This is a genomic window from Phocaeicola plebeius DSM 17135 (genome assembly GCF_000187895.1).
GTDB classification, from domain to species: domain Bacteria; phylum Bacteroidota; class Bacteroidia; order Bacteroidales; family Bacteroidaceae; genus Phocaeicola; species Phocaeicola plebeius.
The window spans coordinates 114,721-140,315 of record NZ_DS990123.1 but is presented as its reverse complement, the minus strand read 5'-3'; the positions used below and the strand labels follow the sequence as shown (position 1 = coordinate 140,315).

General features: G+C 39.4%; 18 protein-coding genes and 1 tRNA gene. 16 read left to right on the top strand and 3 right to left on the bottom strand.

Annotation, left to right across the window (positions count from 1 at the left end):
• The first annotated feature begins 228 nt into the window (after positions 1-228).
• The 3 genes from greA (at position 229) to BACPLE_RS05990 (ending at position 3,643) form a co-directional block, all read left to right on the top strand.
• On the top strand, positions 229-693 hold the full coding sequence (gene greA, locus BACPLE_RS06000) for a transcription elongation factor GreA (RefSeq protein ID WP_007559849.1): 465 nt from the start codon (positions 229-231) through the stop codon (positions 691-693).
• A gap of 53 nt (positions 694-746) precedes the next feature.
• Positions 747-1,154 (top strand): HIT family protein, encoded by a 408-nt coding sequence (locus BACPLE_RS05995; protein WP_007559846.1) that lies wholly within the window; start codon positions 747-749, stop codon positions 1,152-1,154.
• 119 nt (positions 1,155-1,273) lie between these two features.
• On the top strand, positions 1,274-3,643 hold the full coding sequence (locus BACPLE_RS05990; RefSeq protein WP_040312500.1) for a TonB-dependent receptor: 2,370 nt from the start codon (positions 1,274-1,276) through the stop codon (positions 3,641-3,643).
• 88 nt (positions 3,644-3,731) lie between these two features.
• Here the strand turns inward: BACPLE_RS05990 and BACPLE_RS05985 are convergent, their stop codons facing one another.
• A complete protein-coding gene (locus BACPLE_RS05985) occupies positions 3,732-4,775 on the bottom strand; it encodes a mannose-1-phosphate guanylyltransferase (protein WP_007559843.1) in 1,044 nt (347 codons plus the stop codon).
• Between the two features lie 166 nt (positions 4,776-4,941).
• On the opposite strand from BACPLE_RS05985, the gene BACPLE_RS05980 reads away from it, so the two are divergent.
• From BACPLE_RS05980 to BACPLE_RS05970, 3 genes are all read left to right on the top strand, one after another.
• Positions 4,942-5,025, top strand: a tRNA-Leu gene (locus tag BACPLE_RS05980).
• A gap of 170 nt (positions 5,026-5,195) precedes the next feature.
• Positions 5,196-5,765 carry a Crp/Fnr family transcriptional regulator gene (locus tag BACPLE_RS05975; RefSeq protein WP_007559841.1) on the top strand — a complete coding sequence of 190 codons (570 nt, stop codon included), beginning with the start codon at positions 5,196-5,198 and terminating at the stop codon, positions 5,763-5,765.
• 75 nt (positions 5,766-5,840) lie between these two features.
• Entirely contained in the window at positions 5,841-6,980 is a 1,140-nt protein-coding gene (locus BACPLE_RS05970; protein ID WP_007559839.1) for an acyltransferase, read from the top strand.
• A 124-nt stretch (positions 6,981-7,104) separates the two neighbouring features.
• On the opposite strand, the gene BACPLE_RS05965 is transcribed toward BACPLE_RS05970, so the two are convergent.
• A complete protein-coding gene (locus BACPLE_RS05965) occupies positions 7,105-8,571 on the bottom strand; it encodes a nucleoside hydrolase-like domain-containing protein (protein ID WP_007559836.1) in 1,467 nt (488 codons plus the stop codon).
• Positions 8,572-8,697: 126 nt separating this feature from the next.
• Between BACPLE_RS05965 and BACPLE_RS05960 the strand changes: the two genes are divergently transcribed.
• From BACPLE_RS05960 to BACPLE_RS05915, 10 genes are all read left to right on the top strand, one after another.
• Positions 8,698-9,255: a sugar O-acetyltransferase gene (locus tag BACPLE_RS05960; RefSeq protein ID WP_007559834.1), complete on the top strand. Its 558-nt coding sequence runs from the start codon at positions 8,698-8,700 to the stop codon at positions 9,253-9,255.
• 287 nt (positions 9,256-9,542) lie between these two features.
• The gene (locus BACPLE_RS05955) at positions 9,543-10,208 is read left to right on the top strand and encodes a hypothetical protein (protein ID WP_007559833.1); all 666 of its coding nucleotides are present in this window, start codon (positions 9,543-9,545) and stop codon (positions 10,206-10,208) included.
• A gap of 24 nt (positions 10,209-10,232) precedes the next feature.
• Positions 10,233-10,823, top strand: coding sequence for an RNA polymerase sigma-70 factor (locus tag BACPLE_RS05950; RefSeq protein WP_007559832.1), 591 nt, complete (start codon positions 10,233-10,235; stop codon positions 10,821-10,823).
• Positions 10,824-10,887: 64 nt separating this feature from the next.
• A complete protein-coding gene (locus BACPLE_RS05945) occupies positions 10,888-11,898 on the top strand; it encodes a FecR domain-containing protein (protein WP_007559831.1) in 1,011 nt (336 codons plus the stop codon).
• 233 nt (positions 11,899-12,131) lie between these two features.
• Positions 12,132-15,347: a TonB-dependent receptor gene (locus BACPLE_RS05940; RefSeq protein WP_007559830.1), complete on the top strand. Its 3,216-nt coding sequence runs from the start codon at positions 12,132-12,134 to the stop codon at positions 15,345-15,347.
• 19 nt (positions 15,348-15,366) lie between these two features.
• Positions 15,367-17,067, top strand: a complete 1,701-nt coding sequence (locus tag BACPLE_RS05935; RefSeq protein ID WP_040312486.1) for a RagB/SusD family nutrient uptake outer membrane protein — start codon at positions 15,367-15,369, stop codon at positions 17,065-17,067.
• 327 nt (positions 17,068-17,394) lie between these two features.
• Positions 17,395-18,183, top strand: coding sequence for a rhamnogalacturonan acetylesterase (locus BACPLE_RS05930; RefSeq protein ID WP_007559828.1), 789 nt, complete (start codon positions 17,395-17,397; stop codon positions 18,181-18,183).
• A gap of 74 nt (positions 18,184-18,257) precedes the next feature.
• Positions 18,258-19,628: a family 43 glycosylhydrolase gene (locus BACPLE_RS05925; protein ID WP_007559825.1), complete on the top strand. Its 1,371-nt coding sequence runs from the start codon at positions 18,258-18,260 to the stop codon at positions 19,626-19,628.
• A 2-nt stretch (positions 19,629-19,630) separates the two neighbouring features.
• A complete protein-coding gene (locus BACPLE_RS05920) occupies positions 19,631-22,003 on the top strand; it encodes a glycosyl hydrolase 115 family protein (RefSeq protein WP_040312498.1) in 2,373 nt (790 codons plus the stop codon).
• A gap of 192 nt (positions 22,004-22,195) precedes the next feature.
• Complete coding sequence (locus BACPLE_RS05915) at positions 22,196-24,328, top strand: galactocerebrosidase (protein ID WP_007559821.1); 2,133 nt, start codon at positions 22,196-22,198, stop codon at positions 24,326-24,328.
• Between the two features lie 128 nt (positions 24,329-24,456).
• On the opposite strand, the gene BACPLE_RS05910 is transcribed toward BACPLE_RS05915, so the two are convergent.
• The gene (locus BACPLE_RS05910; protein ID WP_007559819.1) at positions 24,457-25,563 is read right to left on the bottom strand and encodes a sulfotransferase family protein; all 1,107 of its coding nucleotides are present in this window, start codon (positions 25,561-25,563) and stop codon (positions 24,457-24,459) included.
• Positions 25,564-25,595: the final 32 nt, after the last annotated feature.

Here is a 25,595-nt window from a genome sequence, read left to right as displayed (position 1 = left end):
GCAAGATATAAGACTCTGTGCAAGAGAGGCTGTATCAAAATAAAAATTGATTTGTCAGATTGTCATTCTGAACAAAGTGAAGAATCCGTTTGTTTCCACATCCTGTGGAGGGTTCACTCTTCGTTCAGAATGACTTTACTTTTGTGATAAACGGTTCTTATTTTGGACAGCCCTTTACTTTTGTTGAAAAATAAATAATTTAATAACGAATATTTAAGGAGAAAAATTATGGCTTATATGTCAGAAGAAGGCTATCAGAAACTGGTAGCTGAATTGAAACATCTGGAATCGGTGGAACGTCCGAAGATTGTAGCTGCTATTGCAGAAGCACGTGATAAAGGTGATTTGTCAGAGAATGCAGAATATGATGCTGCAAAAGAAGCACAAGGTTTGCTGGAAATGAAAATCAACCAGTTGAAGGCAACCATCGGTGATGCTAAGATTATTGATACATCTAAACTGAAGACTGACACAGTGCAGATTTTGAGCCGTGTGGAACTGAAAAATGTGAAAACAGGCATGAAGATGGCTTACACTATCGTATCAGAAAGTGAAGCAAACCTGAAGCAGGGTAAGATTTCAGTGAATACACCGATTGCGCAGGGCTTGTTAGGAAAGAAGGTAGGCGATGTAGCAGAAATCACTATTCCACAGGGAAAGATCTCTTTGGAAATTATGGGTATATCATTTTAATGTATAAGGCAGGTCCGCTTTGGCGGGCTTGCCTTATTTAATATCTAAACAATATGGCAACAATATTCAGTAAAATCATTGCGGGCGAAATTCCGAGCTACAAGGTAGCCGAAGATGCCAATTTTTATGCGTTTCTTGACATCAATCCTTTGGTGAAAGGACATACGCTGGTAGTTCCCAAGCGGGAAGTAGACTATATCTACGATTTAAGCGATGAGGAGCTGGCTCAGATGCATGTGTTTGCCAAGCATGTGGCGCTGGCTATCCAGAAAGCTTTCCCTTGCAAGAAAGTAGGTGAGGCTGTGATTGGTCTGGAAGTTCCTCATGCACACATTCACCTGATCCCTATCCAGAAAGAATCAGACATGTTGTTCTCTAATCCGAAACTTAAACTTTCTCAGGAAGAATTTACAGAAATCGCCAATGCAATAAATTCTGTTTGGAAAGCCGAAAGCAAATAATTTTCTTCTCAAAAATACCTTTGATATAAAGGATTCTTCGTATTTTCAGGCGTGGTTTTCAGTTGGACAGATTCCATGAAAACCATGCCTGTTTTCTTTTAGAATTGTAGCCTATGTGTATTAGACGAATTTCTTTCTTTATTCTTCTTTGTTGTCTGTGCTGGAATGTTTTTGCAGCCGAATATCAGATAAAAGGAGTGGTGATTGACAAGTCTACCCGCCAGCCTTTGGAGTTTGTGAATGTGCTTGTAGTGGGATTGGGTATCGGGGCTTCTACCGATGCCAACGGAAACTTTCTCATCACTCAGGTGCCACCGGGTATTTACCGTCTGCAGGCTTCTTTCCTTGGGTATAAAACAGAATTGACGCCGGAATATCGGGTAAACCACGTAACACCTTATGTGCAGATAGAATTGGAGGAAGAAAATGCGTCGTTGAATGAGGTCGTTGTGACAGCTTCTCCTTTCCAAAAGGTACCGGAGAGTCCTGTCAGCCTTCGGGTGATTGGCTTGCAGGAGATTGAAAAAGCTCCGGGTGCCAACCGGGATATTTCAAAAGTTGTACAAAACTATCCGGGGGTAGCCTTTTCTCCTATAGGCTATCGTAATGACCTGATTGTGCGGGGAGGTGGTCCTTCTGAAAACCGTTTCTATCTGGATGGGGTAGAGATCCCGAATATCAATCACTTCAGTACACAAGGAGCTTCCGGAGGTCCTGTTGGACTGATTGATGCCGATTTGATTCGTAGTGTGAAGTTTTACAGCGGGGCATTCCCAGCCGATAAAGGTAATGCGTTGAGTAGTGTACTCGACTTTAGTCTGCGCGATGGAGACATGGAGCGCAATTCTCTGAAAGCAACTTTAGGTGCCTCGGAGGTTTCACTTAGCTCCAACGGACATATTGGCGACAAGACTTCTTATTTGGTGTCGGTACGCCAGTCTTATTTGCAGGCATTGTTTAAAATCCTGGGCCTGCCTTTCCTTCCGGCTTATACCGATGCTTCCTTTAAAATTAAAACCCGTTTTGACAGCCACAACGAACTGACTTTACTTGGTCTTGGAGGAATTGACCGCATGAAACTCAATTTGGGGATTGAAGGAGAAGATGCCGAATATATGCTCAGTTACCTTCCCGAAATCAATCAGGAAACCTATACCGTAGGAGGTGTGTATCGTCATTATTCTCAGCGACATGTACAGTCAATTGTATTAAGTCAAAGTTATCTGAACAACCGGAATGTGAAATATCGGGACAATGACGAAAGCAGCGAAGAAAATCTGACGCTGCGGCTGGGGTCGATTGAGCAGGAAACCAAATTGCGCATGGAAAATACCTCCTCATGGAGCGTGTGGAAAGTAAAAGCCGGGTTCGATTTGAATTATTCCCGTTACAAAAGCAATGAATACCGCAAGGTCTTTGCCAATGTCTTGAGGGAATATGATTACCATACCGATTTGTCTCTCTGGCGTTGGGGGATGTTTGCCTCAGTCGATTATGCCGCTCCCGACAAAAGTTTCACGGCCTCCATGGGCGTACGTACCGATGGAAATAACTATAGCGATAAAATGAAGGAATTGTGGCGTCAGCTTTCCCCCCGTTTGTCAGTATCCTACCGGTTGATTGAGGGACTTACCCTGAGTGGACATGTGGGACTGTATTATCAGCTTCCTTCTTATACCGCACTAGGTTTCAAAGGGGAAGAAGGGGAGTATGTCAACCGTCACTTGGATTACATCTCCGTGTCACAGGAAAGTCTGGGGCTGTCATGGACACCCAATGAAAATATGGAACTGTCTGTGGAAGGCTTCTATAAATTATACGGGCACATGCCTTTCTCCTTGTCCGACCAGATACCTCTTTCCTGCAAAGGAAATGATTATGGAACCATCGGAAATGAAGCACTCTCTTCCGAAGCAAAAGGTCGCTCGTATGGGGTAGAACTGATGTTCAAGTGGCTGCTGACCCAGAAGTTGAATCTCTCTTCCTCACTGACCATTTTCAAGAGTGAATTCAAGGATGGCGAGCAAGGAGGCTACGTACCTTCCGCCTGGGATAATCGTTTTATTCTGAATATGAGCGGAACCTATAATTTCCCCAAGCATTGGAGTTTAGGGGCTAAAGTCAGTTGCATAGGTGGTTCTCCTTATACGCCTTACGATGTGGAAAAATCTTCGCTGGTGGAAGCTTGGAATGTGCAGGGACGCGCTTACTATGATTATAGCCGCTATAATCAGGAGCGTCTGCCGGTTTTCGGACAATTGGATGTGCGGGTAGATAAAACCTTCTATCTGAAAAAATGTATGTTAGGCTTTTATCTCGACATTCAGAACATTACAGCCAGTAAGTTGCGTCAGCCCGATGCCTTGATGAGTACCGGACAGATTGAAAATCCTTCTGCACCGCTGAGCGAGCAGCGATATGTCATGAAATCCATCCGCCAGGAGAGTGGCACGTTACTCCCTACGTTAGGAATTACCTTTGAGTATTAAGTTGGGTTGGGTCGCTATAAAAAGAATGGCTTGTCTTTCCACCAGAGAGACAAGCCATTCTTTTATGTGTGAGAAGGTTTATTGTGACTCATGAATACAACTCACCAAACTTCATTTCTGCATCGTTGACAAACTTCCGGATGGCATTCTGATCATCCTTTTTGCAGATAAGCAGGGCATTCCCCTGTTCTGCCACCAGATATCCTTCCAAGTCTTGTACAACCACTAATTTATCTTTGGGAGTCATGATGATATTGTCCTTGCAGTTATATAGCAACGCATTACTGTGCGTCGTCACATTCTGATTTTCATCTTTGGGAGAAGCATCGTACAATGCGTTCCATGTGCCTATGTCTGCCCACCCGAAATCACAAAGCAGTACATATACATTGTCAGCCTTTTCCATGATGCTATAATCGATGGAACTGTTGGGGCAAGTACTGAATTTCGGCATGTCACATTCCACTTGCGGACATACCTCCGCCATCATTTCATGGAATGCCTTCATTATTGTTTTGACGTGCCATACAAAGATACCGGAATTCCAATAGAACTCATTACTTTGTACAAATACTTCAGCAAATTCTCGCAACGGTTTCTCAATGAATGTCTTGACTTTATAGAAATCTTCTTCTTTTTCTTCGGAAACCTGAATATAGCCATAACCCGTTTCCGGATAGCTGGGTTTAATACCCAATGTCAGGAGTTTGTCTGAATGGGATGCAAATTCCAGCGATTTCAGAATATCCCGTTTGAACTCATCCATTTTTAGAATCAGGTGATCGGAAGGAGCTACCACGATGCTGGCATCCGGATTGATTTTTTGAATGACATACGATGCGTATGCAATGGCTGGTGCCGTATTCCGGTGTTCCTCTTCCACAATCAGGTTAGATTCGCTGAAACCGGGAAGCGAGTTCAGTACCAGTTCCCTGTAATGCTGGTTGGTTGTAATGAAAATATTCTCTGCAGGAAGAATCTGCTTATATCTTTCGTAAGTTTGCTGCAAGAGTGTCTGGCCAGTTCCAAAAAAGTCTAGAAATTGTTTGGGTAAGGCTTTCCGGCTGTATGGCCAGAACCGACGCCCGGTTCCTCCGGCCATGATGATGCAATAAAAATTTTTACTGTCCATGGTTGATGCTGGCATTAAAGTTTGATGCTAAGATAGGGCTTATTTTGCAAGAAACGCCCGAAAAGGATTCTAAATAGTGTTAGAAAACTTTTTTTCAACTTTTTTGTCCGAATTTCTTGCACTATCGAAAAATATGTGTACCTTTGCACTCGCAATCGAAAATGATGCCCAGATGGCGGAATCGGTAGACGCGCTGGTCTCAAACACCAGTGGAGTAACATCCATCCCGGTTCGACCCCGGGTCTGGGTACCTGTAAGGAGAAAATTGAGAAATTTTCTCCTTTTTCTTTTTGTTATTCGTAATCCATTGGCTTTCTAGAATTAATGTGAAAACCGGAGGAATTTGTTAATCTTATCAGTTATATACATGTATGGTATTATAAATGACATTGATTAAGAAGTTTTCCAAATCTTATCTGTATGTATTTTTACAATATCATAAAATCTATTAGAAGTTATTATCCGGTTTCTGACGAATCTATAAACCAGCTTATTGAGCATTTTACAGTTCATCATTTTCCAGCTAAGCATCTAATCATCAGAGGTGGGGTAATAGACAGGAATGTGTACTTCATAGAAAAAGGATTGACTCGTTCATATTGTCTGGTAGATGGGAATGAACATACCACTTGGTTTTCTAAAGAAGGAGACATTACTTTCGGACTGTTATGTTTGTATCATAATAAAGCCGGCTTTGAATTTGTTGAGACAGTTGAACCAACTCTTGCGTATTCAATACCAGTAAGTATTCTGAATAAATTGTATGATACTAATATTGAGATAGCTAATTGGAGCAGGGTTATTCATCAGGAGTGTTTGCTCACGTTGCAATGCGTAAGAATAGATAATCTTACAATGACGGCAAAAGAAAGATATAATGTTCTATTGAAGAGATTCCCGGATATATGTCAGAGGGTTAACTTGGGTTATATAGCTTCTTTTCTTGGCATATCAATATCTACCTTGAGCAGAATCAGATCCGAAAAGTAAGGATATAGGAGCAGTCTTTTTGATATAGGTCAAAAAAAGTGTTCTTTATAGTAGCTACTTTTGTGGCAAAAAAGTATGAAAGAACTATCTGGTGAGAAAGATGGAAAGCGTATTATATGGCTTGATTTTGTAAAGTTTATTGCTATCTTCATGATGATAGCAGTACATTGTACCGATAATGTAACTCCGGCAGAACGTTCAGAGCCGTGGTATAATCTTTGGGGAAGTTTTTATGGCTCGTTTATGCGTCCAGCCATACCTCTGTTTGTAATGGTTACAGGAGCATTGCTTTTGCCTGTAGAGCAGGATATTTCTGCTTTTTATAAAAAGCGCCTGACAAGGCTTTTTGTTCCTTTTGTTATATGGTCTCTTTTGTACAATCTTTTTCCATGGATAACCGGACTATTGGGACTTTCCCCTACAATTATTAATGATTTTTTTGCCTGGGCAGAACCTGACCAGTCTTTGTCCAGTGCCTTGCATCACATTGCCATGATTCCTTTCAATTTCTCGATGCTGGCAGTACAGATGTGGTATGTTTATCTTCTTATAGGTTTATATCTTTATATGCCAATCTTTTCGGCATGGGTGAGGCAAGCTTCAATAAAAGAGCAGAAGGTCTTCCTTGTTCTTTGGTTCGTATCACTCTTCATTCCTTATTTAAGGGAATATCTGACAAAAGACCTTTGGGGAACATGTTCCTGGAATGAGTTTGGTCTTTTATATTATTTTGCTGGCTTTAATGGGTATCTGCTGTTAGGTCATTATATTATAAATAATAAAATGAATCTCAGCTGGAACAAACTCGTCATGATGGGTGTTCCTTCGTTTGTTATTGGCTATTGCATTACATTCTTTGGCTTTAAGTCTGTTACGGCAGTTCCTGGGCAGTCTGTAGAACTGGTTGAATTGTTCTTTACCTATTGCTCTCCAAATGTGTTGATGATGACACTTCCTCTTTTTCTTGCCACCCAAAAAATTCACTTCAGTTCTGCTGTGATAAGACGCTTTTCTGTGAGCATTTCTACATGTACATTTGGTATCTGGATGTCTCACTATCTTTTTCTTGGTCCATGCTATATGCTTGTAGAATCATTGCCTCTACACACAATGGTGAAAATGATTGTATGTACCGTATTTTTATTGTCGGTTACCTGGGGTTTTGTTTATATTGTCAGAAAATCAGGTAAGATAGGCAGATGGATAATGGGGTAATTCTGTATTCGGTTATACTGAGAATTTACCATAACGGTTGTTGTAGCAGAATGATGTAGTGATATGATGATAATATATTAAGCCTGTAAATGTTATTTGAGGCATACAAATATGACAGGAAGATTTAATGGTTCACTCTGATAATTATCCGCTTGTATCTGGTTAGTGAAGGTACTCCATTATCTGAAACTTCACAAATGAGGTGTATGGTATCTTCTGGACGTGCATCTTGTGGAACGCTGAAAACAGTTTTGGGCTGGTCAGATTCAAAGCAGAAATTACCTTTATAGTTGCTGGCTTCCGGATACATCCACCAGTGGAACTTCAATAAGTCTCCGTCCGGATCCTGGCTTTGTGAGGCATCCAGTATGATTTTCTCCCCTGGTTGGGCACTCAAATCAAGCGATTCCAGGTTCAGATTCACTACAGGATGGTGGTTAGCTGAGGCATAGTCTTTTACACACCAGTCTGCCCTGGCGGCAAAATCCAGCTGCACTTTATCCAGCCAGCGCCATAACGGCTGAAAATAACGGGTACGCATGGCTACTTGTGCCGTATCTGTATAATGTTCCATCATCTTCGACCAACTGTTGTCAAAGCCATATTGGCCGGTCGGGTAGCTGTAGTCCGATGACGGTTGAGGATCCATCCATACATTATTTCTTACTTTCACATAGCGGCCCCCCCATCCTCCGTATCCCGGATTTTCCATATTGCGCAGACCCGTCGGGAGGCTGTGCAGAAATGCAGGTGTATCTCCTTCCGCATTGAAAGCTCCCTTTTTGTGAGGGTATGCGTCACAGAGGGCACCATGCCCCTGAAGGATATGCTGTGTCATCCATTCTTTCTGAAAAAAAGGTTGCACTGAAGCGGGGAGTACCTTATTCCAGATATAGGCCATACAGTCGAACTGGTCTGAGATAATAGTCGGTATCTGGAAGTGCTCCCAGTTTGGACGGATGTATTCCTGATAGGCTTTATCCTGCTCCCAAATTAAGAACAGACGCATCTTTGCAGCTACTTGTTCCATTTTTTCAGGATAATCTTCCTGAATGATTTTCAGTGCAGATGCCAGTGTGTTGCAACCTCCCCAGGCCTGAATCCAGATAGGGCGCGGGTCATTGTCCTCAGCGAGGAGAACCTTTGCGATAAACTGTGCTCCTTCGGTTCGTTCCCGATATTCTCCATCCCCTTTTATATTTCCTACTTTCCATTTGCTTAACAGATATTCCGGTGACGGATAACCCTTGTCGTGCAGGAGCAGATTGGGATACACCTTTCCATAGTATTCAATGTATTCCCGAATCCATTCTACGGGGTGAAAAGCATTCCATCCCTTGCCTCCTTCCCAGTGGAATTGTGAACTGCTGTTGATAATTCCTTTCACATCGAATTCATTGGCAGAAAGCAGGAAACGTACCATCGAGGCTCTGTCATCAGCTTCTCCGTCGGTAGTGACGATTACACGGGTCTTTTCTGTTTGTGAAGTCGGGCGAGAATAATATACGGCTGTTACATCTGACGTATAAGCGAATAATAAGATAATTAGCAGAAAACAAACTTGTAAAGGTAATGGGTAATGTGTATTCATGTTAGTGAGTGCTTTCTATGTTTTTCACTTACAAATTTAATGTATTTTTGATGCATGTCAAATCTCTTTGCAAATAAACAAAAATCCTTCTAACTTTGAGTATGGTAAATTATACATTGAAAATCTATGAAAACAGAATATGAAAAAATGCGCAGTCAGGAGCTCTATTATTTTTCCGACCCTGAAATACATGCCAGTCTGGTACACGCCAAGAAAGTTTGTGCCCGTTTGCGTTCCATGACTATTTGCGATGATGACTACCGTCAGGTGATAGAAGAGCTGATTCCCGGTATTCCGCAGAGCACCACTATCTGTCCGCCTTTCCATTGCGACCATGGTACGGGCATCATTTTAGGGGAAAATGTGTTTATGAACTATGACTGTATCATGCTCGACGGAGGCTATATCCGTATCGGAAAACATACCCTGATAGGACCTCATTGTCAGTTCTATACCCCTCAGCATCCCATGGATTATGTGGAACGCCGTGAAGAGAAGGAAACCGCTTATCCTATTACGATAGGTGAGGACTGCTGGTTGGGCGGAAATGTGGTAGTATGTCCGGGAGTGACCATTGGCAATCGCTGCATCATTGCGGCAGGCAGTGTAGTAACTAAAGATATTCCCGATGATTCTTTGGCGGCTGGTGTGCCGGCAGTGGTAAAAAGAAGCCTTAAAAAATGATGGTAGCTATATGAGTTGAAAACCCTGTAGAAATAATGAGGAAATCATTAGGCGTATTTTACGTTTTCCTTTTCGGAAACTTATGTTTCTCGGTGCGGAAACGTACGTTTTCCTTGTGAGAAACGAAGGTTTCTGGCACGGAAAACGTAGAATCGGAAAGGACGAAGTGGAGAAAATGTAAGAAGGGACTCAAATAAAAAGAAGGCTGCTTGCTGGGGATTCTTTTACATTTTTGTGTTTGATGTGACTGAAAAAAATTAACTTTGCGCAAACCCAATCTTTGAACTATGAATGCAAAACTCTTTTTGATGGTTGGATGCATGGCAGGAATAGTTTCCGCTTGCATGCATGAGAAGTCAGATGATAAATCAGATATACAGCAAATTGTGCGTGGGCTGATGTTGGAAGCTGACAGCTTGATGCAAAGCGATTCTTTGTTTTGGAATAAGCCGATTGATAAGTTACATCCGCGAGTATGTATTCATGATTCACTCATCCGTCAGAAATTGGACAGTGCATTGGCTTTATGTCCTGACAGGCAGACTTATTTATTGAAATACCGTTATTTGTTTCAGAGCTGGCATTTGGAGGAAGTGCTGGATTTGTTGCGTGAGATGGATGTACGCATGAGTGATTCCATGTCATCCGAATTGCTGCACCTGAAAGCTATGCTTGAAGATTACAGGGGAGATACGCTCACAGCTCGCAAAGATTTCTTGCGGGCAGATTCTGCCTATACGATAAAAATTCAGCAGGTAGCACAGGATTCTCTGATGTATGGTTTTGCCCGAATCGAAAAAGCGCTGAACCTGTCACTGATGCAAAATGATTTCCGTCCGCTTCGGGAGGAAATTGCGTTTTATGAACGCGTGCATTCTTCCTCTATTAATGGGATTGAACAATGGAAACAAATATCAGATAAAGCCACTTATTATCGGAAAATGTTTGAATGATTTGAAATTACGCAGCAGTAACAGATGGAAATTACGGAACGGATTATCATAGAACAACTGAAACGAGGAAATGAAGAGGCTTATAAATACCTCTACCGTCATCATTATGCCTTGTTGTGTCATATAGCGCGTGAATATGTGGGAGATGATTTTCTGGCCGAAACACTGGTTGGTGATGTGATTTTTCATCTGTGGGAGATACATGAGGCACTCGACATTCAAGTTTCCTTGCGCAGTTACTTAGTGCGTGCCGTGCGGAATCATTGCATGGATTATCTGTCCTCCAAGAAAGAACGTACGGAAGTGGCTTTTTCTTCTATTCCGGAAGAAGGAGAGATGCGTTATCTGCTTTCGGACGATTACCCTTTAGGAAGTCTGCTGGAACATGAACTGGAGGAAGAAATTCATCATGCTATCCGGAATTTGCCGGAAGTCTGCCGGAAAGTTTTTATCAAAAGTCGTTTCGAAGGGAAAAAATACGAAGAAATCGCTACAGAGCTGAATATTTCTGTTAATACAGTCAAGTATCACATAAAGAGCGCATTATCATCTCTTCATTCAGAACTTGGGAAGTACCTGATTATCCTGATTTTATTTTTTTCGACTTTCAAGTAAAAAAATACGTTTTTCGCCTACCCGCTCGGGCGAAAATTTCGTCTCACTTATAGAAACCCTGAAAATGGAAGAAAGAAATTCACATATCGACGAACTGATTACCGCTTTTCTGAGTAAAGGTCTGAGCAAGGAAGCACGTGAGGAACTGGATGCATGGATTGCCAGTTCAGAAGAAAACCGACGTTATTTCATGCAGCAGCAGGAAATCTGGTTCTCTGCCGTGCAGGAGGAAGAACGTATGCGCTACGATGCAGACCGCGCTTTTGAAACCTTCCGGAAACGGGTGGCAGCAAGTACGGCTCAGAAGCAATCCAAGAAAGTCATAAGTTGGAAAACAATCTATAAATATGCGGCTGCTGTGTTGGTGGTAGGACTTATTTCCTTCTTCTCTTACCGTCAGGGAGAAAACAACCTGCAAAATGCATTGACTCAGGTAGAGGTAGAAGCTCCTCTCGGTGCACAGACACGCCTCCGTTTGCCCGATGGTACGCTGGTAGTGCTGAATGCCGGTTCCCGTCTGGTCTATCCGCAGGATTTTGGAGTGGATAACCGTGAGGTGGAATTAAGTGGAGAAGGGTATTTTGAGGTAGAGCGTAATGAGAAACTCCCATTTCATGTACAGACTCCTTCTTTGTCGGTCAGAGTATTGGGTACCAAGTTTAATTTCCGGGATTATCCGAACGATGAAGAAGCCGTAGTTTCTTTATTAGAAGGAAAAGTAGCATTAGGCAATCGTCTACGGGCAGAAGCAGAGATGATTTTGCTTCCGAATGAGCAAGTTACGCTGGATAAGGCGGAAGGTCACATGAAAAAGGAAACTAAAGAAGTAAAGAATGTGTTGGAATGGACTTCTGGCAAGTTGTTCTTTGATGAATTGCCGCTGCCGGAAGTTGTAAAGATACTGGAACGCAGTTATGATGTACATATAACCTTTGCTATAGATTCTCTTCGAAACTTTCGTTTTTATGGAAGTTTTGGTCGTGGTGAACAGGGTATTAAAGATATTCTGGAAGCATTAGAAAAAACCGGAAAAGTACGCTATAAGCAGAAAGACCGGGAAATAACCTTATATTAACCGATTGTTAAACACACTAAGATCTTAAGATTATGCAGAAAGTGGATACTTAATTTAGCTTTTGGTGAAAGAACATAAAAAAGCCGGAAGAAGGGGAAGTTCCTCCGGCAATACCTTAGTTCTTTCTAACTTGTTAGTTTTTAAGATGTTTTCTAAGGGATGCGGCAAAAGTAATAAAACATTCCTTGTTAAGCGCCTTTTATCAGAAATTTTTAATCTTAAAATTTAAGCTTATGAATTACAGAAAAAAAGCCATGTTAATGGCCGGGGCTTTGCTATGCCTTAATCTAAGCATATACTCACAAAGTATATCGTTGAAAATGAGTAATGTATCGGTGAAAAAGGCGATGACGGAACTTCAAACCAAGAGTGGTTATTCTTTCGTCTATATAGCTGGTGATGTGGATACAGATCGTACGGTTTCAATTAATGCCAGTCAGCTGAAGGATGCGGTTGCTCAGATTTTGAAAGGGCAGAATGTGTCGTATGAAATTCAAGGTAAAAATATTGTAATCAAAAAAGGAAGTCAGCAGCAGGTTACTTCAGGAAAAAGAAAAAAGGTAACAGGAACAGTAAAGGATGCTAATGGGGAGCCGATTATTGGAGCTACAGTGGTTGAAAAGGGAACTACCAATGGTACTGTGACCGATTTTGACGGGAATTATACATTAGAACTTTCAGAAAATGGAATGTTAGCTGTCAGTTATATCGGTTACAAAAGTCAGGAATTTGCGGCCTCTCAAATTAAGTCAGGATTATTGGCTGTTACTTTGAAAGAGGATACGGAAGTGATGGAAGAAGTTGTTGTGGTGGGGTATGGAAGTGTTAAGCGAAGTGATGTGACAGGATCTGTTTCGTCGTTGGATACGGAAAGTTTGACAGCCGCTTCACAGACTAATGCCATTGATGCAATGCAGGGAAAAATATCTGGTGTAAACATTACAAGAAATGCAGCTCGTCCTGGAGGAAGTTATAACATTGTAGTTCGTGGTCTTAGCTCTATAAATAATAGCAATACTCCTTTGTGGGTGATAGATGGAATTCCGACTAATTCGGATGCAAGTGATATAAACCCGGCAGATATTGAAAAAATCGACGTATTAAAGGATGCCTCTGCTACAGCTATTTATGGTAGTCGTGGTGCTAATGGTGTAATTATTGTTACCACGAAACGGGGTAAAGAAGGTAAAGTTAGTATTAATTATGATGGCTATTGGGGAATTCGTAAAGCTAGTAATTTGCCTGATATGATGAATATGGATGAATATATAAAGTTCCGTACTGAGATGTTCCAGGCACAAGGTAAAAGTACAGATCGTTCTAATGCTGAGTTTTTTACTCCAGAGGAATGGGAGCGTATAGACAATGGTGCTTATACAGATTGGGTGGATCTTATTCTTTGTAATGGGCAGCAGTATAGTAATACAATTACAGCTTCAGGTGGTAACGCAGACGGTACTTTTTCTATTGGATTGGGACAATTGCACGAAGAGGGTACGATTCCTAACCAGAATTTTGACCGTTATAATATGCACTTAAATATAAATCATAAATTTTCTAAGGTATGGGAAGCCGGTGGAAATTTGTATTTTACTCATAGTGTACAGAATATGGGAAGTTATGAGGCGTTACGATCTGCTTATCGTTTACCTGGAGTCGCTTATCCTTATGATGAAGAAGGTAATTTAGTTTATAATGTATATCGTAATGATATGGTTAATAATCCGTTGTTAGAGTCGGGAGAAGATGGGGAACAACGTCAAAATAAGCGTTTCCGTGTTTTTGGAAATATTTATTTACAATTAAACCCGATAGAAGGGCTAACATTGAGAACGCAGTTTGCTCCACAGATGATTTATAAGAGAGAAGGAATTTATATGGGGGTAGATTCAAAAGAATCAGCAGGTAAGGCTGAAGGTACCAAAGCAGATTATAATCAGACATTATTCTGGTCGTATGTGTGGGATAATCAGGTGACTTATGATAAACTGTTTGGATTACATCATCTTAATTTAAGTTTAGTGCAGAGTATCCAAATGGAGGAGTGGGAGTATTCAAATCAGAGTGCAAAAAGTTTTTCTTATAATAGTCTGTGGTATAACTTAGGAGCTTCAGGGTTAAGTAATGCCACAAAATCAACGACGAATTTTGAGAAGCGAACATTGGCTTCTTTCTTAGGGCGTGTTCAATATTCATATAATGATCGTTATTTGTTGACTTTGTCTGGTCGTTATGATGGTTCTTCTCGTTTGTCTGCAGGGAATCAATGGGCATTTTTCCCTTCTGCTGCATTGGCTTGGCGCTTGTCTGAAGAAGACTTTCTAGATAATTTTGAACAGCTCAACAACTTGAAACTTCGCGTAAGTTACGGTACAACTGGTAATGATGCAGTAGATATTTATGGAACTCAATCAGGTATTTCCTTGAAAAATTATGATTTTGGTGGAATTTCAGTACCGGCTTATTATAAGGATCGATTGGCCAATCGTGATTTGTCTTGGGAAAAAACCTATGAAATAAATGTGGGAATTGATTTTGGCTTTTTTAATAGCCGGATTAATGGAGCTATTGATGTGTATAGAAGAGATGCTAAAGATCTTATTATGGAACGTAAGTTACCAAGTACAAGTGGATGGACTTCAATATGGGATAATATTGGACATGTACGTAACGTGGGTGTAGAACTTCAATTGAATACAGTGAATGTTCAAACTAAAGATTTTACATGGGAAACAGGCTTTACATTTAGTAAAAATCATAATGAACTTGTTGAACTTTATGGAGGTAAGAAGGATGATATCAGTAATAAATGGTTTATAGGTGAACCAATAGATGTGAATTATGATTATGTATTTGATGGTATATGGCAGACTGATGAGGCTGAACAAGCTGCTGTATATGGTCAAAAACCTGGTCAGGTAAAAGTACGCGACATAGATGGAAATAAGGTTATAAATGCAGATGATAAACAGATATTGGGACAGCGTTCTCCGAAATGGATTGGAAGTATAACTAGTACATTCCGTTATAAGGATTTTGACTTGTCTGTTTATCTTTATACTCAACAAGGTGCACAGGTACAAGATGCTTTTATGTCATCTTTTATGACTTTTGAAGGTAATTATAATCAACTGGATGTGGACTATTGGACTGAAAGTAATCCATCTAATCAATATCCTCAACCTGGTAATAAAGGACAATATTATGATGCGATGCGTTATGTAGATGTTTCTTTTGTACGAGTCGGAAGTGTAACTTTGGGTTGGAATATTCCTAAAGAATGGACTAAGAAGATTGGTATAAAAAACGCTCGTTTGTATTTTACATCGAATAATCCATTTACATTTTCTTCTTATAAAGGATTTGATCCAGAGTGGGCTACCCAAAATACATGGGGAACTGTAACAGGTTACACTACTTATTTACTTGGGACCAAAATAGAATTTTAAAATTAAAAATATAAGAAATATGAGACTGATAAAATTATATACTGCTTGTATTTGTTTTTCGTTAGGAATGCTATCTTGCACTGATTTTTTAGAAGAAGAAAATCGGAGTAATATAAATTCTCAGGAGTACTTTGTTGAGAAAGATGGTTTTGAAAGTCTGGTAAATGCAGCTTATGCTTCATTACGGACAGTTTGGAAGAATGAACCTTGGTTGTTTTGTCTTGGAGTGGATATATATACTCGTGGTGAGAGTGAATTGATAAGTGGGAGTTATGGGAATCGAGATGTGTATAGTAGAGAATTGAATGAATATGGATCCTTGCAAGCACAAAATGAGTTTGTTAGTAATTTTTATTCTAATGTGTATTATGCAATTCAGGTTTGTAATACAGCTATATCTAAGTCTTCTTCTGTTGTCGGTTTATCTGAAGATGTAAAGAAGCAGCGTGTGGCTGAAGTTCGTTTTTTGCGTGCATATTATTATTATTTATTGGTGGAGCAGTTTGGTAGAATTGCTATTGTTACGGATGAAATAGAAACTCCAGTATTATCATTTCCTCAAAAGAATGAACAAGAAGTTTATGATTTTATTTTAAGTGAATTGGATGCGATAGATGATGATGTGTTACCAGAAGTGCAGAATGATTATGGACGTATTACGCAAGGTGCAGTAAAGCATTTACAGGCACTGATATATTTGACTCGTGGCTATAAAGATTTTGCTTCTTCTGATGATTTTTCTAAAGCTGCTACGTTGTGTGATGAAATTATTGACGGAGATACTTATAAGTTACAACCAACTTTTGCAGATGTCTTTAAAGCTGGAAATGAAAAAAATAACGAGATTATTTTTTCTGTACAATATGATGCGAGTTCATTAGGCGGACAATATAATGGAAATGGTCAGCAGAATTTATTTGGTTTTGAACTTTGGACAAAGGTTGTAAGTGGTTTTGAACGAGGTAATACAACTTATGGTTGGAAGAAAAATCAGTTCATGTGTACCCCGTTTTTATTCTCATTGTTTGACACGAGTATGGATAGTCGTTATGATGCAACATTTAAAAGTGAGTTTTATGCTACTATAGCAGATCCTTCTATCGGTCTGAAGGTCGGAGACCTGCGTGTTTATTTTCCAAAATATGACCAGCCTTTTACTGATGACGATTTATCTGCACTTTTGTCAGAACATCCAAATGCAATTGTTGTGACAAAAGACCATTGGACGCAAGATATTGAGAATATCGGTGGTTCAGGTATGTGTCCGATGGTTTGGATGTTTTATGATCCCAACTCAACTTTTCCATTGAATAATACAAGTTATACTAGTACGAAGGATATTTTTCTGTTTCGTTTAGCTGATACATATTTAATGGCAGCAGAAGCTTATTATCAGATGGGAGATACGAAGCATGCGGCAGAACGTTTGAATAGTGTACGTCAGCGGGCTGCTATAGCAGGTCATGATACCGAAATGACGATTACTCCTTCTGATGTGAATATTGATTTCATTTTGGATGAGCGTGCCCGTGAACTTGTGGGAGAATATAAACGATGGATGGACTTGAAACGTACAGGTAAGTTGATAGAACGTACTTTGGCTCATAATAATTTAGCAGCACGTGATAATAAGATGGATGAGCATATATTAGTACGTCCTATTCCTCAATCTGTAATAGACCAGACAGATGGTGAAATTGTTCAAAATCCTGGATATTAATTTGTTATATGCCTGTTTATCGGACTTGAAATAAGTTTGGAAAATAAATATAGGGATTTATAAGAGTCTTTATCTCTTTTATGAGACTGTTTTCTCGAAAGTTTATTGTTTTTCAATAAACTTTCGAGAGCTTGTCGTATTTTCAGTTATTATGTCGATGTTATTTCTCTTAAAAGAGGAATTTAGACATTGTAGATTGTATTTATATGTAATTATAGGTATGTACTAGATAAGAGGGAAATAGTGTTATGTTTGAATAATGTTAATATGCAAGGAAAATAAAGACAGGAGAATTATGCACAAAGTGAAAATATAATTGATATAAATATGAGGATAAATATATTGGGATTGCTAGTCTGTTTGATGTTTTCAGCTTTTACAATAAAGGAAGAATGTAAAATTACCATTTTTATGATTGGTGATTCTACTATGGCTGATAGAGATATTAAAACTGAAAAGATAGAAAGGGGATGGGGACAAATGCTTTCTCTCTTTTTTACTGATGATATAAATATAAAAAATCATGCAGCCTGTGGACGAAGTACATTAAGTTTTATCAACGAAGGTCGTTGGGAGAAAGTTCTAGAGGAGCTAAAGCCTAATGATTATGTTGTCATACAATTTGGGCATAACGATGAAAAAACAGATTCAGCTTTACACACAGTTCCAGGTAAAACATTTGATAATAATTTAAGACGATTTATACATGATACTCGTGAGAAGGGAGCAACTCCTATCTTATTAAATTCTATTGTGAGGCGTAATTATCCTCCAACTTTGGAAACTCCGCATCAATATATTTATGAAAAGGAGGGAAATATACTGGTTGATTCACATGGAGAGTATATTAAATCACCTCGAAGAATAGCAGAGGAAGAGAATGTTCCTTTTGTGGATATGGCAGATTTGACTTACCAATTAGTTTCTAGCCTAGGGCCGGAAGAATCGAAGAAACTGTTTATGTGGATACCTAAAGGAAAATATAAACAATATCCAAAAGGGAAAATAGACAATACTCATCTTAATGTCTATGGTGCGCGTGTGATAGCAGGTATTGTAGCTTCTGAAATTGTAAAGGTTCTCCCTTCTTTGAGGTGTTATTATCGTTCTAATTAGAATATATATGATTGATTGTGTTAAAACTTCAATTACTTCATTCTGAAGAGAAATGTTTGGTGTATAGTTAATAGATGATGAAATGTTTATTTATCTTGTTGTATTTTTTGTGTGGGGGGATAGCTTTTGCACAGAAGAATTTAATTGTCAATGGAGTCCCATGGTTCGATAATAATGGTGATATTGTCAATGCACATGGTGCTTGTATTATAGAAGAAAATGGAAGATTTTATCTATTTGGAGAATGGAAATCAGATAAAAGCAATGCATTCCCAGGTTTTGCCTGCTATTCATCAAGTGATTTGGTGAACTGGAAGTTCGAAAATGTAGTACTGAAAGTTCAACAAGATGGAATATTAGGACCTAACCGGGTGGGTGAACGGGTAAAAGTTATGAAATGTCCTAAAACGGGTGAGTACATTATGTTGATGCATGCCGATGACATGAATTATAAAGACCCTTACATCGGACTTGCCACTTGTAAAACTATAACGGGAGACTATCAATTGAAAGGACCGTTACTCTATAATGGGAAACCTGTTAAACGCTGGGATATGGGAACATTCCAAGATTCTGATGGTAAAGGCTACTTATTAATACATCATGGTCCGATTTACCGTCTCAGTGAGGATTACAAGTCAGTGGAAAAAGAGGTCGCGTATATCGAAGGTGCTGGTGAATCTCCAGCTATGTTCAAGAAAGATAACATGTATTATTTACTTTATTCGAACTTGACTAGTTGGGAAAAAAATGATAATTTTTATTTTACAGCTCCGAAAATTGAAGGTCCATGGACTAAACGTGGATTATTTTGTCCTGAAGGAAAACTGACTTATAATTCTCAAACGACTTTTGTTTTTCCTTTAAGATGTGGTAAGGATACAATACCGATATTTATGGGAGATCGCTGGTCTTACCCTCATCAGGCCTCTGCTGCAACTTATGTATGGATGCCTTTACAGGTAGAAGGCACTAAGGTATCCATACCTGAATATTGGCAGGCTTGGGATATTAATAAACTTAAACCCATAAATCCGTTGAATGGTAGTTTACAAATAGAGAAAAAGCAGATTTACGCTGATAACTATTGGTACATTGTAAAAGATAAAATAAAATCAGACGTGAAAGGAAGTGTATTATCGGCCTCGTTTCGAGGAACACGTGCTGCTATCATAGGAGAGTCTACTCCTTGGGGTGGTTATGCTCGTGTTAATGTGATAAATGAGAAAAGAGATACCGTATACAGTTCTTTAATAGATTTTTATAGTAAATATTCAGAGAAGGCAATCCGTGTTATTACTCCTGTGATGGAAAAAGGAGAATATACTATTTCTGTAGAAGTTACAGGTATCCGACCTATTTGGTCAGATAAGACAAAACGAGTTTATGGTAGCAAAGGAACTTTTGTGAGTATCAATCAAATTTTATATTTTGAGGAGGAATAATGATGAAAAAATATATTCTTACTTTATTTATGTGTATCATAACCCAGTTTTTATGGGCACAATTTAAAATATTTACAGGAAATCCTATAAATATAGCCTGTAATCCAAACGAAAAAAATGTGGTATGGCAGGCATTGGAGTTATTTAAACGTGATTATAGGAATGTTTTCTCTGATAGTGTTCGAATCTCAGAATCACAAGGAAACATCATTGTGGCTACTATGGGTAAGAATAATCCTTTGATGGCATCTTTGCAAGTAAATCTTTCTTCCTTAAAAGGGAAAAAGCAGGGCTTCATGATAAAGGTATTGCCAGACAGTAAATTGTTAGTAGTAGGAAGTGACAGGCATGGTACTGCTTATGGTATTATGGAGCTTTCTCGTATGATAGGTGTTTCCCCTTGGGAGTGGTGGGCTGATGTGACTCCAAGAAAAAGAGATTTTTTTGAACTTCCGGAAGACTTTGAGATGGTTCAATCACCCTCTGTTGAATATAGAGGAATTTTTATAAACGATGAAGACTGGGGCCTGATGCAATGGAGCAGTTTAAACTATGAGCCTTGGTATAAACCGGGAAGAATTGGACCGCGCACTAACGAGAGAATCTTTGAACTGATGCTTCGCTTACGTGCCAATTATTATTGGCCAGCCATGCATGAGTGTACGGAACCTTTTTTCCTTACGGAAGGGAACCGGGAGATGGCTGAGAAATACGGGATTTATATTGGAGGCTCTCATTGTGAGCCTATGGCTTCAAGTACTGCTGTGGAGTGGCACAGACGGGGAAAGGGGGAGTACGATTATGTAAACAATCTTAATGAAGTATATAAATTCTGGGAGGAACGTGTTAAGGAGGTCTCAAAACAAGATATTCTTTATACAATAGGAATGCGCGGAGTACATGACGGGCAAATGAATGGCGCAAAAACCATAGAGGAACAACGTAAGGTGCTGGAGCGTGTATTGGTGGATCAAAGAACATTATTGCAGAAATATGTTAATCCGGACATTACAAAGGTACCACAAGTTTTTATTCCATATAAAGAAGTGCTAGATATATACAATTCAGGATTGCAAGTCCCTGAAGATGTGACTTTAATGTGGTGTGATGATAATTATGGGTATATTCGTCATTTTCCAACGGTTGAAGAACGTGCCAGAAAAGGTGGTAATGGTGTGTATTATCATGTTTCTTATTGGGGACGTCCTCACGATTATCTTTGGCTAGGTACATTCAGTCCTTATCTGCTTTTCCAGCAAATGAAATTAGCTTACGACCGTGGAATACAAAAAATGTGGATTCTTAATGTGGGTGATATTAAACCTGCAGAATATCAAATAGAATTGTTCTTGGATATGGCTTGGGATATAGAAAAAGTTGCAAAAGGTGGAGTTGGGACTCATTTAGAAAGTTTTTTAAAAAGAGAGTTCGGTGAGTCAATAGGTAAAACATTATGTCCTGTCATGAATGAACATTATCGTTTGGCTTATATTAGGAAGCCTGAGTTTATGGGAAATACCCGCGTAGAAGAATATCATAATTCTGAATATTTTCAGACGGTAAAGGATTTGCCCTGGAACTCAGCTTATCTTAAGCAGCGTGTGGAAGATTACAACGAACTTTCGGATAAGGTTCAGATAATAAACTCTCAAATTCCGGATAATCGAAAGGATGCGTTTTTTCAATTGGTAAAATATCCTGTACAAAGTGCTGTCGAGATGAATAAGAAGATGATTTTTGCTCAGTTTGCACGTCACGGTGAAATGGGGTGGGATAAGAGTGACGCGGCGTATGACAGTATTGTATCATTGACTAGGATTTATAATGCGGGTATATTGAATAAAGGGAAGTGGAATTGTATGATGGATTTCAAACCCCGTAATTTGTCTGTTTTTGATAAAGTGAAACGTGCTTCAGTTTCAAAACCTATGAAAGAAGAAAGAAGTGATATCGTTTGTATGTGGAATGCTTCGGAATGTAATTCTGGTAGTTTCATTCCTTGTGAAGGATTGGGATATGAAGGAAAGGCTGTAAATATACCTAAAGGTAAGGGTATTAATTTTAATTTCCCGAAGATAGACTCAGATTCAATAGGTATTGAACTTTATTTTTTACCCTCTCATCCGGTAGAAGGAGAACATTTACGCTTTACTGTAGCTTTGGATGGGAAGGAAACTGCCCCTATTCATTATGAAACTAAAGGACGTAGTGAAGAATGGAAAGAAAATGTATTGCGTAATCAGGCATATAGGAGGGTTGTCCTGCCAATATCTTCAGGAGTTGAAAGGCATCGTATAGAGATTAAAGCATTGGATGAGGGCATAATCTTAGATCAATTGGTGATAAGTAATTTGGCGTTAAATAGGAGTGAATAAATATATTGTTGAATATGGAGAATATAGCGATAAGGGTATAAAATCGTATATGTTATTTATATAATTATTGCGATGTTTTTTTCTATAGGTCTGGGATTTTTAGATAAAACTAAAAAGCGATATGAAAGATTCTTTGGTAAATTAAGTATTTAACTATTTTTATTTATCAATAAGGTTGAAATTCATATATTTATGATAAAGATGGCATTAAAGAAAAATAGAAGAGGATTGGTATTCCATTTCTTGCTTTATATTAATTTTTTTTCGGTAGTTATGGCTCAGCAAACCGTTTGTCTGAGTGATAGAAGTACAGGTAAACGCTTTGATGGTATAGGGATTGTGAATGGTGGAGGAGCTACCTCTGTCTTGTTGAAGGATTATCCAGAACGTCAACGTAATGAAATTATGGACATGGTTTATAAACCGATGTTTGGAGCTTCTGTCAGCTCGTTGCTTGTAGAGATACCAGGTGATGGTAATTCTACTCAAGGTTCAATGCCTAGTCATAGTCATTATTTGGGTGATTTTAATTATAGGCGAGGTTATATTTGGTGGATCATGCAAGAGGCAAAAAAGCGTAATCCGCTTCTTACTCTTGATGGAACGGCCTGGAGTACTCCTGCATGGGTTGAGAATTTTTGGTCACAGAAGATGGTAGACTATTATATTTCTTGGTTATTGGGTTTACGTCGAGTGCATGGTCTCAATTTGGATGCAATAGGGTGTCATAATGAAAAAGGTGTCAGTTATGAATTTGTTAAAGAACTTAGGAAGGCCATGGATGAAAAAGGTTTCCGAGATGTAAAATTGCATGGCTTTGATAATTGGGGGAGTTCTAAGATGAATTTCTTAGATGACATGCAGGCTGACAAAGAATTAAGAGGAGCTCTTGATATTGTAAGTGCTCATACCTTTAGTGAAATTCAATTAACAAAGGAGCAGAGGAAAATGATTGAGGATATGGGAAAACCGATTTGGAATACAGAAGATCATGTTTATCGAAAAGGTTTTGATGCATTGATTAGTATTGTGAAGTGTTTTAATGAGAATTACATTATTAGTGGTGCTACCAAAATTATTAATTGGTATGATATAGCAGGAGTTTATCCATTGGAACCTTATAGTTGTGACCCGGCTATGATATTGGCTCGTGAACCTTGGAGTGGAAACTATGAGATTCGTGAAGCCCTATGGGGGTATGCCCATTATGGACAATTCACTCAGGTGGGTTGGAGATATGTGGATGATGGATGTGTAAATCTTGAACAAGGGGGTAGTATGGTTACATTAGGGGAACCTGAAACAGGTGATTACAGCATTATTTTCGAAACGAAAGATGCGGAAAGGCCTCAGGTTGTAAAAGTTAAAGTAGCGGGTGGATTGTCTACAAATAAACTTTGTGTATGGTATAGTGACTCTAAGAAGCAATTTATTCGTGTGGAAGATATTACTCCTCAAAATGGATATTACAGTATAACTCTCAAGCCCAATTCTGTTTACTCTATTTCTACCACAACGGGGCAGCAGAAGGGGGGGGGCTCTCATATTCCTTTGTCAACTCCTTTCCCTATTCCTTATGAAGATGATTTTGATAGTTATTCACATCCTGTAGAATGGGGGTACTTGCCACATTATACGGCTGATATAATAGGTTGTTTCGAACTCGTAGAACGTCCAGATCATAGAGGTCAATGTATTCGACAGGTTGTAGGTGAACATACACTCAGTTGGGCTCCAGAATGGCATCATTATACAATTTTAGGTGATTCTGCATGGACGGATTATGAGGTGAGTGCAGATGTTTATTTGAATCCGCAAGATGAGGCGGCTGTAATGGGGCGATTGTGTGATGTTGGCTCTGGATATGGTATTTGGGCTAAAGGTTATTATCTGAAGTTAGATGACAAGGGAAATTGTTCTTTAGTTATTTCTAAGGGGAAAAAAGACCAGAAGGAACTTATTGGTGATGCTGAGCAACAAGCCATGATTCTTGCCCGTACAGATGTAGAAGTTGGAGGAGAATATGTTTTAGCGACTGCTGAGATTGAGGGTATAAATGCTTGTGAATGGCATTCGTTGAAATTACGTTTTCTTGGTAATGAATTAATAGGATTTGTTGATGGTAAAGAAGTTTTGAGAACAGTATCTGATTGTTACCTTCATGGTATGGCGGGCTTGATGGCGCCATTACAAAAATATCGTGTGAGTACTCCTTATTTTGATAATCTTAGGATTCTTCCTATGGGGCAGACTAAGACTGTAGTACGGGTAGTTGAGAAAAGAAATATAAGTCCTTTATATCCAGATGTGTATAGATATAGATAAAGTCTTACTGATATGTTTACTTTGTACTATATTTGAATTTATTTCTAGATGTGTGCTTCATTACAGAGCATAAAAAATCCGTTCCCAGTTTATCGATAAAACTGGAAACGGATTTTTTATTGTTGTTCTTACAATTTATACCCCCACTGCTCCAAGGCGAACGACCAGTTCTTTTCTACCAGTTCTACCGTCTCAGGCTTGTATTGGTATTTGTTTTTCTTGTAGCCTTTCTTTTTGTTGACATAAGCTTCGATGTCGGCACGAGCGTCTTCAAAGCCTGGAATCTGCAGTTTTTGGTAGATTTCCTGCGTCATGTCATAAGCATTGGTTTCGTAGTCTTCAAAGCGGACTTCTACCAGGTTGCCCTCCGGAATGAACTTCTTGTCGGCTTCATACTTGTGGTACAATTTGGCATAAACCGAAAGAATGTTCTCTTGCAGTTCTTCATTGCTGATGTCCTGCAGTTTCAGCGGTTGAATGGTGTTGGTGAAGAAACTGCGTGTAGATTCAAATACGGTGTACGGGTTACGCATCAGGTAGATGAATTTTGCGTTAGGGAACATTTTTACCAGCTCTTTCACACGTCCGGTATGCGGCGGATTTTTGCTGAGGAACTGTGTACCGTGGGTGTTCCACAAAGAAATCTTGATGAGTTTGGTAAAGGTTTCTTCAAACACTTTCAGTTCGGCCTCGCTGATGTCATCGAACAACAGGTACTTATCGGCATATTCCTGCATGTGTTTAGGTAGGAACCAGAAGTTATAGTACGTGTAGGGCATCATGTTAGCCAAGGCAAATTCTTCTTCTTGCGGAAGGTCTACGGCCAGTTCCATGTTGTCTGTCGGGCGTTTGTCCGGCATCAGCCAGCTCATGTTCTTTTTGAAGAAAGGCTGTCCCCACATCATCAGGTGCGGGAATACTGTTTGATAGGTAGTATTATAGCCGAAGTGCTTGTCGCAAGAGAATACGTTGTGCATGAACGTGGTTCCACTGCGCCAGTGTCCGAGGATAAATACAGGATCATGTTCCAGTGGCTTGTCGGCCAACAGCTTTTCGTAACGTTTGTCCTGCAGGGGAGCCAGTGTAGATAACAGGCGGCATACAGCCTTGGTCAGGCGGTATTTTCCTTTATACGCAGGATCGATGGTACGACCGGCGGTTATCTGGTTGAAGGTCTTCCAGTCGGCTCCCACTAAAGTATTGATGGGGAGTTTGTTGAATTCAAGTAATCCCATTTCTTACGTTTTGTTTTATTGTTTCTTGGTCT

Excerpts from the sequence above, each read along its gene's own strand:
- greA (WP_007559849.1), top strand. The coding sequence starts at position 229 with ATGGCTTATATGTCAGAAGAAGGCTATCAGAAACTGGTAGCTGAATTG.
- BACPLE_RS05995 (WP_007559846.1), top strand. The coding sequence starts at position 747 with ATGGCAACAATATTCAGTAAAATCATTGCGGGCGAAATTCCGAGCTAC.
- BACPLE_RS05985 (WP_007559843.1), bottom strand. The coding sequence starts at position 4,775 with ATGGACAGTAAAAATTTTTATTGCATCATCATGGCCGGAGGAACCGGG.
- BACPLE_RS05975 (WP_007559841.1), top strand. The coding sequence starts at position 5,196 with ATGTATTTTTACAATATCATAAAATCTATTAGAAGTTATTATCCGGTT.
- BACPLE_RS05970 (WP_007559839.1), top strand. The coding sequence starts at position 5,841 with ATGAAAGAACTATCTGGTGAGAAAGATGGAAAGCGTATTATATGGCTT.
- BACPLE_RS05965 (WP_007559836.1), bottom strand. The coding sequence starts at position 8,571 with ATGAATACACATTACCCATTACCTTTACAAGTTTGTTTTCTGCTAATT.
- BACPLE_RS05960 (WP_007559834.1), top strand. The coding sequence starts at position 8,698 with ATGAAAACAGAATATGAAAAAATGCGCAGTCAGGAGCTCTATTATTTT.
- BACPLE_RS05955 (WP_007559833.1), top strand. The coding sequence starts at position 9,543 with ATGAATGCAAAACTCTTTTTGATGGTTGGATGCATGGCAGGAATAGTT.
- BACPLE_RS05950 (WP_007559832.1), top strand. The coding sequence starts at position 10,233 with ATGGAAATTACGGAACGGATTATCATAGAACAACTGAAACGAGGAAAT.
- BACPLE_RS05945 (WP_007559831.1), top strand. The coding sequence starts at position 10,888 with ATGGAAGAAAGAAATTCACATATCGACGAACTGATTACCGCTTTTCTG.
- BACPLE_RS05940 (WP_007559830.1), top strand. The coding sequence starts at position 12,132 with ATGAATTACAGAAAAAAAGCCATGTTAATGGCCGGGGCTTTGCTATGC.
- BACPLE_RS05935 (WP_040312486.1), top strand. The coding sequence starts at position 15,367 with ATGAGACTGATAAAATTATATACTGCTTGTATTTGTTTTTCGTTAGGA.
- BACPLE_RS05930 (WP_007559828.1), top strand. The coding sequence starts at position 17,395 with ATGAGGATAAATATATTGGGATTGCTAGTCTGTTTGATGTTTTCAGCT.
- BACPLE_RS05925 (WP_007559825.1), top strand. The coding sequence starts at position 18,258 with ATGATGAAATGTTTATTTATCTTGTTGTATTTTTTGTGTGGGGGGATA.
- BACPLE_RS05920 (WP_040312498.1), top strand. The coding sequence starts at position 19,631 with ATGAAAAAATATATTCTTACTTTATTTATGTGTATCATAACCCAGTTT.
- BACPLE_RS05915 (WP_007559821.1), top strand. The coding sequence starts at position 22,196 with ATGATAAAGATGGCATTAAAGAAAAATAGAAGAGGATTGGTATTCCAT.
- BACPLE_RS05910 (WP_007559819.1), bottom strand. The coding sequence starts at position 25,563 with ATGGGATTACTTGAATTCAACAAACTCCCCATCAATACTTTAGTGGGA.